Source organism: Bifidobacterium olomucense (genome assembly GCF_012932375.1).
Classification (GTDB): Bacteria; Actinomycetota; Actinomycetes; order Actinomycetales; family Bifidobacteriaceae; genus Bifidobacterium; species Bifidobacterium olomucense.
Window position 1 is genome coordinate 202,108 of the sequence record NZ_JAAIIG010000005.1, and the last position, 11,183, is coordinate 213,290.

Sequence of the window (11,183 nt, forward strand, 5' to 3'; positions counted from 1 at the left end):
GGCGTCTGCGCGTGGCGCTCCACCCTTGGCAACATCGCACGTTCGGGCTATCGTGTGAACCATGACTATGGCTGATTGGCAAACACTTTCCGACCGAATCAACACTGTGGCACCGAGCGCTACGCTCGCCGTCGACTCCAAGGCCAAGGCCATGAAGGCCGCCGGATTGGATGTCATCGGTTTCGGTGCCGGTGAACCGAACTTCCCGACCCCTGCGAATGTGGTCAAGGCCGCATCCGAGGCATGCCTGGACCCGAAGAACTACAAGTACACGCCGACGCCTGGCCTTCCCGAGCTGCGTGAGGCGATCGCCGCAAAAGTGGCTCGCGATTCCGGCTATGAAGTCACCGCCGATCAGGTGGTGGTGACCAACGGCGGCAAACAGGCCGTGTACGAGGCCTTCCAGATTCTGCTGAACGAAGGCGACGAGGTCATCATTCCCACCCCGTACTGGACCAGCTATCCCGAAGCGGTCAAGCTGGCCGACGGTGTGCCGGTCGAAGTGTTTGCCGGTGCCGACGTGAATTTCGAGCCTTCTCTGGAAGCGCTGGAGGCAGCCCGTACCGAGCGTACGAAGGCCATCATCGTCAACTCTCCGAACAACCCCACCGGTGCGGTGTGGAAGCCGGAAACAGTGGAGGCCATCGGCCGTTGGGCTGTTGAGCACCATATTTGGATCATCTCCGATGAGATCTACGAGCACCTGAACTACGATGACGCTCACACCACGTACATCGGAGCCGCCGTTCCCGAATGCCGTAACCAGCTGCTGGTGCTCAACGGTGTGGCCAAGACCTACGCTATGCCCGGCTGGCGCGTGGGTTGGATGGTCGCTCCGGTTGAGGTCGCTAAGGCCGCCACCAAGCTGCAGGGACACATGACCTCCAACGTGGCCAACATCTCTCAGCGCGCCGCGCTGGCAGCCGTGTCCGGTCCGCTGGACGAGGTGTACGAGATGCGCAAGGCCTTTGATGTGCGTCGTCGCGCCATTGTGGCCGCGCTGAACGATATCGAGGGCGTCAACTGCCCGACTCCGACCGGCGCGTTCTATGCGTTCGCCGATATCACCGCGCTGCTGGGTAAGCCGCTCGGCCCCAACGGCACTGTGTGCGCCACGTCCGCCGATTTCGCCGCCGCGCTGCTCGATGAGGCCCATGTGGCCGCCGTCCCCGGCGAGGCGTTCGGCGCCCCCGGCTACCTCCGCTTCTCCTACGCCCTAGCCGACGAAGACCTAGCCGAAGGCATGAAGCGCATGAAGGAATGGGCAAACCGTTGAACGGACAGCACAGTGTGCTGTCCGTAGGTTTGCCCTGAGCGAGGCGGTAGCCGAGCGAGGGCGATGTTGAGTCTTGCCGTAGGCGAGTCCACAGTTGCTGGACCAAACCGGTAAACAACACCACCTCAGCGTACGTTCCTCCAGAGTATCTCCTGACTTATCTGGAAGAACGTACACTGACCGATGCTCAGCGTACGTTCTTCCAGATGAAGGACTAATTAGTCTGGAATAACGTACGCTCAACGCGTGTCCCCGACATGTCGTCCGAGCGCGACACGCGATTTGCCATAATCCACCGGAGCCGTTACTATAACGACTTGGCGGTTTCGCCGTGGCGAACCGTTCTCTACGGAACGAACGCCGAGGTGGATTATCACCTAGGGAAGTGGCGCAATTGGTAGCGCAACGGTCTCCAAAACCGTAGGTTGTGGGTTCGAGTCCCGCCTTCCCTGCCAAGTTTCTACAATCAAGCAGCTGACGCGAGGTACGTAAATGGCTAAGACGAGCAACAGTGAAAAGGCAGTCAAGCCGAATGTCTTCATGCGTATCGGTCTGTTCATCAAGCAGATCATCGACGAGCTTCGCAAGGTCGTAACGCCTACCGCCAAGGAACTGTTCTTCTGGTCTCTGGCCGTCTTCATCTTCGTGCTGCTGCTGATGGCTCTGGTCACGGGCATGGACCTTGGTTTGGGCAAGGCCACGCTCTGGCTGTTCGGCTGATTCAACGAACCTGAAGGTGGGACATACGCATGAGCGATGAACTGAATCTCGAAAATCTCGACGCCGTGTTGCCGGATGATAACAACGACGCTGCTGCTGAGGCTCCTGTTGAGTCTGCGGCTGTCGAAGATTCCGAGGCTTCTGCTGAAGCTGTCGAGGCTGCCGCCCCTGCTACTGAGGAATCCGCGGATAAAGCTCCTGCGCAGTCCACTTCTGACGCTCCTCTCGCACTTGACGATGACGAGACCGAAATCAACGAGTCCGAGCAGGCCGAAGAAACCGACGCCGGTCAGCAGGCCGTTGACGAATTCTCCAAGTCCCTGCGCACTCTGGACGGCAAGTGGTATGTCCTGCACACCTACTCCGGTTATGAGAAGCGCGTAAAGACCAACATCGAGTCCCGTGTTGCTTCCTTCGGCATGGAAGATCAGATCTTCCAGGTCGAGGTCCCGATGGAAGAAGTCGAAAAGCACACCGAAAAGGGCAAGAAGGTCATCACCCGCGTGCGTGTCCCCGGCTACGTCCTCATCCGCATGTGGCCCGACGAGAACGCCCGCCGCATCGTTCGTGAAACCGAAGGCGTCACTGGCTTCGTCGGCCCCACCAAGGATCCGGCCCCGCTTTCCCGCAAGGAAGTCGTCGCCATGATGGCCCCGATGATCGCTTCCGAAGCCCTCAAGAAGGCCGGCGACAAGCCCGCCGCCGCCAAGAAGCGCACCGTCGAAGTCTCCTATGCAGTCGGCGATCAGGTCACCGTCACCGACGGCCCCTTCGCCACCATGGCCGCCGTCGTCTCCGACGTCGAACCCACTACCCAGAAGCTCACCGTTCTCGTGTCCATCTTCGGCCGCGATACGCCGGTGGAGCTTGGGTTCAACCAAGTCCAAAAACTCAACTGAAAATCAATGATGGAGCGTCTTCGGCGTTGCTCCTCAGTCGCGGTACCTTTGTACCGCTTCCTTCGGTGCGCCTTGAAGTCGCACGCATCATTGATTTTCAGTGACTATAAGTGTCCTCAGTACTTTTGTACTGGGGGCACAGTCGTTTTTTGCGCATTGCCTTCGGTTTCAGACGATGTTCTCCGCACACGCCACAGTATTTCAGTAGCTGATGTGGCGCCTTCGGCGTTGCTCCTCAGTCGCGGTACCTTTGTACCGCTTCCTTGGGTGCGCCTTGAAGTCGCACGCATCATTGATTTTCTGTGATGGTAAGTGTCCCTGGTGCCTCGTGGTGCTGGGGGCATAGTCGTTTTTGCGCATTGTCTTCGTCCTCATGCACCCATCGAACAGGCACCGAACGGCTGGACCGACGGTCTTTAACACGACATCGTGTTAAAACCACCCCGACACGCCTACTGCCACAAGGCCAAACCCCAGTCATAAACACCACGTTTGGTTCCTATAACCCGAAACCGAAGCACCATGAGTCAGACCGTGATGCCAATGTTCTCACGAGAACGCCGTCAGATCGGGGCACATTGACACAGCGCCGCTGCACCCTGACGGCGGCACGGTATATGTTCGTGGGAATTTGTGAATAGTGGGGCATCTTGCATTGAGCGATGTTCGTGAAGTGCGTTCCCTGTTGGCACGGTTGTTGAGATAAACGTTGTATTCGTGAACCGGGACAGATTTGACTGTCCCGGTAGCTTGATTCGGTTCTTTTTGCAGAACCGGGACGAACGTAAAGAGAAGACGTATATATTCCCTGATCAGGAAGCTTGAAATCTCAACGTTTCTGGGATCGTGTTCCGTGCTGATTGATGCTTGCGGGAGCCTGAAACTGTCCCGGTTCCGTATAACAAGGCGAAATGCTGAACCGGGACAGCGGAAAATGTCCCGGTAGCTTCGTCAAACGATTGTCTAGACCACCGGGACAGCGATCGTGCATGCCGCGCACATCCGATGCCGGAATCCGGCCGTTTTCTCCTCGTCGTGCGGCCGCCGCCGGTTCTCATCCTTGTATGCCCGGAAACGGGCGAGCCATCGACCATGAGCACTAAGTCCACGACATGCCTTGCAGCCCCATGAACCCCCATGAACCCCCCATGAAAGCCGAGCCTCAAATACAAGCACCACGCCCAGTTCCTCAATAGTCCCTCAACACCATCAAGCTGTATTCCTATCGGCGATTAATCGGCGCATATTCCCAGTGCTTCCTGGCGTCGAGGACATTGTGCTGTCGGCGGTTACCGACGTTATCGGCGGGATGGCCGACAGGTCTATGCGGTATCGTGGAACGCATGGCTGAATCGGGGAACTTCGTACATCTGCACAATCACACGCATTATTCGCTGCTGGACGGCGCATCGAAGATCCCGGCGCTGGCCAAGCGCGCGGCGGAACTCGGTATGCCGGCCGTTGGCATCACGGACCACGGCAACATGCACGGCGCGTACGAAATGTACACCAACTGCGTATCCAACGGCGTCAAACCCATCATCGGCATCGAAGCGTATGTGACGCCGGAAACCGCGCGTCAAGACAAGTCGCGCGTGCACTGGGGCACCGAAGCCCAGCGTCGCGACGACGTGTCCGGCGGCGGTCTGATCACCCACATGACCATGTGGGCGGAAAACGACGAAGGCCTGGTCAATCTCATCAAAGCGTCCTCCGTGGCCAACCTTGAAGGTCGTGTCATGCGTTACCCGCGTATGGACAAGGAAGTGCTCTCCACCTATTCCAAAGGCGTGATCGCCTCCTCCGGCTGCCCGTCCGGCATCATCCAGACCCGTCTGCGACTGGGGCAGTTTGACGAAGCATTACGTGCGGCCGGCGAATTCCAGGACATTTTCGGCAAGGACAATTTCTTCATCGAACTGATGGACCACGGTCTGAGCATCGAAACCCAGGTGACCAAGGACCTGCTGACCATCGCCAAGAAGCTCAACGCACCATTGCTGGCCACCAACGATTCCCACTACGTGCATGCCGAGGACGCGGGTGCCCAGGATGCCATGCTGTGCATCAACTCCGGCTCCCGACTGGACGACCCCGACCGATTCAAGTTCGACGGCACCGGCTACTACATCAAAACGGCCGAAGACATGCGCGCCCTGTTCAAGGAGTTTCCCGAAGCTTGCGACAATACGCTACGGATCGCCGAACGCTGCAACGTGATGTTCGACGATCACGAGGATGGCGCGTTCATGCCGAAGTTCCCCTGCCCGGAAGGCTGGGATGAAACATCCCTGTTCCTCAAGAAGGTTGAAGAAGGCCTGGAGAAGCGCTACGACGGCAACCCGCCGATCGAAGTGCTCAAGCAAGCCGACTACGAGTGCGGCGTGATCTGCCAGATGCAGTTCTGCGGCTACTTCCTCGTGGTGGCCGACTATATCCAGTGGGCCAAAGACCACGGCATCATGGTGGGCCCGGGTCGAGGCTCGGCCGCAGGTGCGATGGTCGCCTACGCAATGGGCATCACCGAGCTCGACCCCCTGAAGCATGGTCTGATCTTCGAACGATTCCTCAACCCGGAGCGTGTCTCCCTGCCGGATATCGACGTGGACTTCGACCCCGAAGGCCGCGGCCGGGTCATCGAATACTGCGGTGAAAAATACGGCACCGACAAGGTCGCGCAGTGCGTGATCTACGGCACCATCAAAACCAAACAGGCCCTCAAGGATTCCGCCCGCATCATGGGCTACGAGTTCTCCGTGGGCGAGAAGGTCACCAAGGCGCTGCCTCCCGCGGCCACGGGCGGCAAAGACATCAGTCTGCACGACATTTTCGATCCGGCCGCCAAACGTTATGCCGAGGCCCGCGAATTCCGCGAAATGTACGATTCCGATCCGGATGCGCGCCGCATCACCGACGAAGCCAAGGGCATCGAGGGCCTGATCCGTCAGACCGGTGTGCATGCATGCGCCACGATCATGGGTAGCGCGCCGATCACGGACACCAGCCCGCTACTGGAACGTACCGATGGCACCATCACCACCACCTTCGAATACCATACGTGCGAAACGTTGGGTCTGGTCAAGATGGACTTCCTGGGCCTGTCCAACTTGACGGTGATCCACGACACGCTGCGCAACATCGAAGCCAACGGCAAGCCGCCCATCGATTACACAAAGATCCCGTTGGACGATAAGCCCACCTACGAGCTGCTGTCCCGAGGGGACACGCTCGGCGTCTTCCAGCTCGATTCCGACGGCATGCGATCCCTGCTCAAAACGTTGAAGCCGGATAACTTCAACGATATTTCCGCACTGATCGCCCTGTACCGACCGGGCCCGATGTCGATGGATTCGCACACCAACTACGCCAAGCGCAAGAACGGTCTGCAGAAGATCACGCCGATCCACCCCGAGCTTGAGGAACCGCTGAAGCAGGTGTTGGACGAGACGTACGGTCTGATCATCTATCAGGAGCAGGTGCAGTCCGCCGCGCGAATCCTGGCCGGCTACTCGCTGGGCAAGGCAGACGTGCTGAGGCGCGCAATGGGTAAGAAGAAGCCCGAAGTGCTGGCCAAGGAGAAGGTGCCGTTCTTTGCCGGCATGAAGGAGCACGGCTATTCCGAGGAAGCGGCCACCGCCGTGTGGGATATTCTGGTCCCGTTCTCCGGCTACGCGTTCAACAAGGCGCACTCCGCCGCCTACGGCCTGATCTCCTACTGGACCGCGTATCTCAAAACCCATTATCCGGTCGAATTCATGGCCGCCCTGTTGCAGGGCGCGGCCACGAACAAAGACAAAACCGCCCTGTATTTGGGCGAAGCGCGCCGCATGGGCATTCAGGTGCTTTCGCCGGACGTCAACGAATCGGTCTACGAATACTCCGCAGTCGGCGACGTGGTGCGATTCGGTCTCGGTGCCATCCGTAACGTGGGTGAGAAAGCCGTGGCGGATATCATCGCCGAACGCGAAGGTTCGCGCGGCAAGTTCGTGAACTTCATGGACTTCATCCGTCGCGTGCCCCTGACCGCCCTGAACCGCCGATTGGTCGAATCGCTGATTAAGGCCGGCGCGTTCGACTCCATCGATCCGAACCGCCGCGCTTTGTTCACCGTGCATGAGGCGGCCATCGATTCGGTGGTGAGCCTGAAGCGCAAGCAGGCCGAAGGCCAGTTCGATCTGTTCTCCGACGACGAGGACGGCGGCGCCGAGGCCATGGGCGACGCTTCCGTGAACGTGCCGGATGTCGAGGAATGGGATAAGAAAACCAAACTCAACTTCGAGCGCGAGATGCTCGGCCTGTACGTGTCCGATCACCCACTCTCCGGCATGCAGGCGGTGCTCGCCGGCTTGCGCGAAATGTCGATCGCGCACCTTATCGACCGCGCCAAAACCATGGGCGAAGGCCAGCAAGTCACGCTCGCCGGGCTGATTACCGGCGTGGACCGGCGTGTGTCCAAGAAAGGCAATCCGTGGGCGATCGTCACCATCGAAGACATGGAAAGCTCGATTCAGTGCATGTTCTTCGGCAAGGTGTACGAGGCCGCGGCCGCCGAACTTGCCGTGGATGCCGTGGTGCAGATTCGTGGGCAGGTGGAGTTGCGCGACGAAACCGTTTCGCTGCGAGCCACCGAAATGCAGGTGCCTACGTTGGAGGCGGAAGACGAACGTCCGTTGGTGATCACGTTGCCGCCGGTGGCTTTGGCCCGCGACCGAATGATGCAGCTGGGGCAGGTACTCACCAATCATCCGGGGTATTGCGAAGTCCATTTGGCGATCGCCGATGAACAGGGCAACGTCAAAATGCTGACGTTCGGTGACCGGTTCCGTGTCAAACGAGATACGTCGCTGTTCGCCGAAATCAAGATTCTGTTTGGGCCGAGCTGTTTGCCGGCCGCGTAATTGTCGTAGCGTGGCCGTGATGTTTCCTTATGACGATGGGCCGCGCACTACGATGGGAATCGTGACTGATTCGGATGATGAGCAACGGCAACGTTGGGTGGCGCAGACTCTGGAGCGCTTGTCTCATTCGCAATTTCGCGCCAAATTCGTGTTGAGCGATAAGGACCGCGCCTATGCGCGGTCCAAGGGCAAAGCGGTGATCGACCGTCACGCCCATGAGATGCTGCACGATCGGGTGGGTGCCGCCGAACCGAAGAATGACGGCCGTCAGACGCCGTGGCGCGGCCATCCGGTATTCACCGCCCAGCATGCGACGGCCACCTGTTGCCGAGGCTGCATCGAGAAATGGCATCATATTCCGCAAGGACGCGCGCTGACGGACGACGAGATCGACCGTCTTGCGAATCTGGTGATGGCGTGGATCGAACGTGACCTGATTCATCATCCGATGCATGAGCCGATGCGATAGCCCGTGCGTTGGCCGATGGGAGAAGTCAGCGGAGAAGTCACATGAAGTGTAATGTTGCACAACTAATGTTGCACAACGCCGGCAATTGTCTATAGCGAGTTCAGCGATAATGCGACAAGATGTCTGTCAAAGGGTTGACGCAATGTCAACGTACTCTCCAAAGGAGGAGTGCCATGTACTATTCCAACGGTAACTATGAAGCCTTCGCCCGTCCGAAGAAGCCGGCCGGAGTCGATCAGAAGAACGCGTACATCATCGGCACGGGGCTCGCCGCGCTGTCCGCAGCCTGCTATCTGGTGCGTGACGGCCAGATGCCCGGCGATCACATCCATATTCTCGAAAAGGAGCCGGTGCCGGGCGGCGCCTGTGACGGCGCGGACATCCCCGGCCTCGGCTACGTGATGCGCGGCGGACGCGAAATGGACAATCATTTCGAGGTCATGTGGGATCTGTTCCGTTCGATCCCCTCCATCGAAACCGAGGGCGTGAGCGTACTGGACGAGTACTACTGGCTCAACAAGGAAGACCCGAACTATTCGCTGTGCCGCGCCACCAAGGATCTCGGTAAGGACGCCGGCTTCCAAGGCAAGTTCGGTTTGAGCGACAAAGCCTCCCAAGAGATCATGAAGCTGTTCTTCACCCCGGATGAAGAGCTGTACGACAAGCCCATCACCGATTTCTTCGACGATGAAGTGCTGAACTCCAACTTCTGGCTGTACTGGCGCACGATGTTTGCGTTCGAAAACTGGCACTCCGCGCTGGAAATGAAGCTGTACATCAAGCGCTACATCCACCACATCGGAGGTCTGCCGGACTTTTCGGCCTTGCGTTTCACCCGATACAACCAGTACGAGTCGATGATTCTGCCGATGGTCAAGTATCTGGAAAGCCACGGTGTGGAATTCCGCTACAACACCAAGGTGGAAAACGTGGAATTCGCCATCGGTGGCGGTGATGGTCCCAAGCGCGAGCATACCGGCGTCGGCCAGGACACGATTCTGAAGATTCAGGCCATTTCCGGCGTCTTCAAGCGCAACCCGTACAGCTCGCCGACCAAGAAGCTCGCCGTGCGTCTGGACGTGGACCACGAGGGGGAGAAGTCCTCGATCGATCTGACCGCAGACGATCTGGTATTCATCACCAACGGCGGCTGCGTGGAGAACTCCACGATGGGCTCCCAGAATTCGCCGGCCGCATGGAACCCGGACCTGAAGCCGGGCGGCGGCTGGGATATGTGGCGCAACATCGCCAAGCAGGATCCCAGCTTCGGCCACCCGGACAAGTTCTGCTCCGACCCGCAGGCCACCAAGTGGATGAGCGCAACGGTCACTACGCTTGATAAGGAGATTCCGCCGTATATTCAGCGTATCTGCAAGCGCGACCCGTTCACCGGCCATGTGGTCACCGGCGGCATCGTGACGGTGACCGATTCGAATTGGCTGCTGAGCTGGACCCTCAACCGTCAGCAGCAGTTCCGCGACCAGCCCAAGGACCAGCTGTGCGTATGGGTGTACGGCCTGTTCCCGGACAAGCCCGGCAACTACGTGAAGAAGCCGATGGCCGAATGCACCGGCGAGGAGATCTGCGCCGAATGGCTCTACCACATGGGCGTGCCGACCGACAAAATCGAGGCGCTCGCCAAGAGGCACGCCAATACGGTACCCGTGATGATGCCGTACATCACCGCGTTCTTCATGCCTCGTGCGGCTGGAGACCGACCGGACGTGGTGCCGGACGGCGCTGTGAACTTCGCGTTCCTCGGCCAGTTCGCGGAAACGCCGCGTGACACCATTTTCACTACCGAGTACTCGATGCGCACCGGCATGGAGGCGGTGTACACCCTGCTCGACGTGGATCGTGGCGTGCCGGAGGTGTGGGGCAGCGTCTACGACGTGCGCAACCTGCTCAACGCCACGGTCAAGCTACGTGACGGCAAGCCGGTAACGGATATGAAGCTCAACTTTGTGGAACGTGCGGTGCTGGGCAAGGTGCTCAAGAAGCTCGACGGCAGCGACATCGCCACATTGCTCAGGGAATATCACGTCATCTGAATATCACGTCATCTGATCAGCTGAGAAGAAAGTAAATCCGAATATGACTGCGCCGCACATGACTGCACCGCACACCTGGACGATTCGTCACGCTACTGTTGCCGATCTCGATGCATTGGATGCGATTGAGTCGGAATGCTTCCCGCCGGCGGAAGCGGCCAGTCGCGAAACGCTTCGCGTGCGGCTGCAGTCATATCCGGAATGTTTCTGGCTGCTGACCAAGCTGCTGACCGATGGTGAGGCTATTGCCGCGTTTATTAATGGCTTCGTCACCGATCGCCCGGATCTGGCTGACGATATGTACGATGACGCCGCACAGCACGACCCGCATGGCCGATGGCAGATGATTTTCGGAGTGGACACGGCGCCGCAGTATCAGCACCATGGCTATGCCAGCATGGTGATGCGGCAGGTGATCGAGGATTCTCGCGCTCGCGGGCGCGAAGGACTGGTACTCACCTGCAAGGACCGGCTTGTTGGCTTCTATGCACAGTTTGGTTTTCTGGATGAAGGTGTGTCCGCCTCTGTGCATGGCGGTGTGGTCTGGCGGCAGATGCGTTTGACCTTCTGAATGGAAGGTGAATTAACCTGACACGCCGGTGAACGGATGTTGTTGTTACTTCCGGGCAATGGTTTCAGGAGTATTCTGGGCTGTAGAACAGCATTGAATGGCTGTTTGCGACACGCCGAGGGAACCGCGCTGTGATGCCGGTTTCCGGGGTTTTTGCGCGCCTTGATTTGCGTGATTGCCGTGGTGCGTGTAAGTTATTCATCTGTTGCCGCTCGGCACGGCGGGCCTCCGCTTCCTTGATGGTTCGGGGTCGCTTGCCGGCGTGGTGGTGGTTTGAGAACTCAAGAGCGTGTTTGTAC

At 58.9% G+C, this 11,183-nt stretch carries 8 protein-coding genes and 1 tRNA gene; 8 read left to right on the forward strand and 1 reads right to left on the reverse strand.

Annotation, left to right across the window (positions count from 1 at the left end):
- The first annotated feature begins 67 nt into the window (after positions 1–67).
- The 8 genes from G1C97_RS07310 to G1C97_RS07345 all read left to right on the forward strand — a co-directional run bounded on the left by G1C97_RS07310 (position 68) and on the right by G1C97_RS07345 (position 10,884).
- A complete protein-coding gene (locus tag G1C97_RS07310; protein WP_169241223.1) occupies positions 68–1,276 on the forward strand; it encodes a pyridoxal phosphate-dependent aminotransferase in 1,209 nt (402 codons plus the stop codon).
- A 379-nt stretch (positions 1,277–1,655) separates the two neighbouring features.
- Positions 1,656–1,731: transfer RNA gene (locus G1C97_RS07315), tRNA-Trp, on the forward strand.
- A 37-nt stretch (positions 1,732–1,768) separates the two neighbouring features.
- Positions 1,769–1,996, forward strand: coding sequence for a preprotein translocase subunit SecE (gene secE / locus G1C97_RS07320; RefSeq protein ID WP_100497137.1), 228 nt, complete (start codon positions 1,769–1,771; stop codon positions 1,994–1,996).
- Between the two features lie 29 nt (positions 1,997–2,025).
- Positions 2,026–2,895: a transcription termination/antitermination protein NusG gene (nusG, locus tag G1C97_RS07325; protein ID WP_169241208.1), complete on the forward strand. Its 870-nt coding sequence runs from the start codon at positions 2,026–2,028 to the stop codon at positions 2,893–2,895.
- Positions 2,896–4,238: 1,343 nt separating this feature from the next.
- A complete protein-coding gene (dnaE, locus tag G1C97_RS07330; RefSeq protein WP_169241209.1) occupies positions 4,239–7,793 on the forward strand; it encodes a DNA polymerase III subunit alpha in 3,555 nt (1,184 codons plus the stop codon).
- A 61-nt stretch (positions 7,794–7,854) separates the two neighbouring features.
- On the forward strand, positions 7,855–8,262 hold the full coding sequence (locus tag G1C97_RS07335) for a DUF4186 domain-containing protein (protein WP_335341349.1): 408 nt from the start codon (positions 7,855–7,857) through the stop codon (positions 8,260–8,262).
- 173 nt (positions 8,263–8,435) lie between these two features.
- Entirely contained in the window at positions 8,436–10,313 is a 1,878-nt protein-coding gene (locus G1C97_RS07340) for an oleate hydratase (protein WP_169241211.1), read from the forward strand.
- 43 nt (positions 10,314–10,356) lie between these two features.
- The gene (locus G1C97_RS07345; RefSeq protein ID WP_240951049.1) at positions 10,357–10,884 is read left to right on the forward strand and encodes a GNAT family N-acetyltransferase; all 528 of its coding nucleotides are present in this window, start codon (positions 10,357–10,359) and stop codon (positions 10,882–10,884) included.
- Positions 10,885–10,948: 64 nt separating this feature from the next.
- On the opposite strand, the gene G1C97_RS12090 is transcribed toward G1C97_RS07345, so the two are convergent.
- Positions 10,949–11,183, reverse strand: a 235-nt coding sequence (locus G1C97_RS12090) for a hypothetical protein (protein ID WP_205832558.1), incomplete at its 5' end; no start/stop codon positions are given.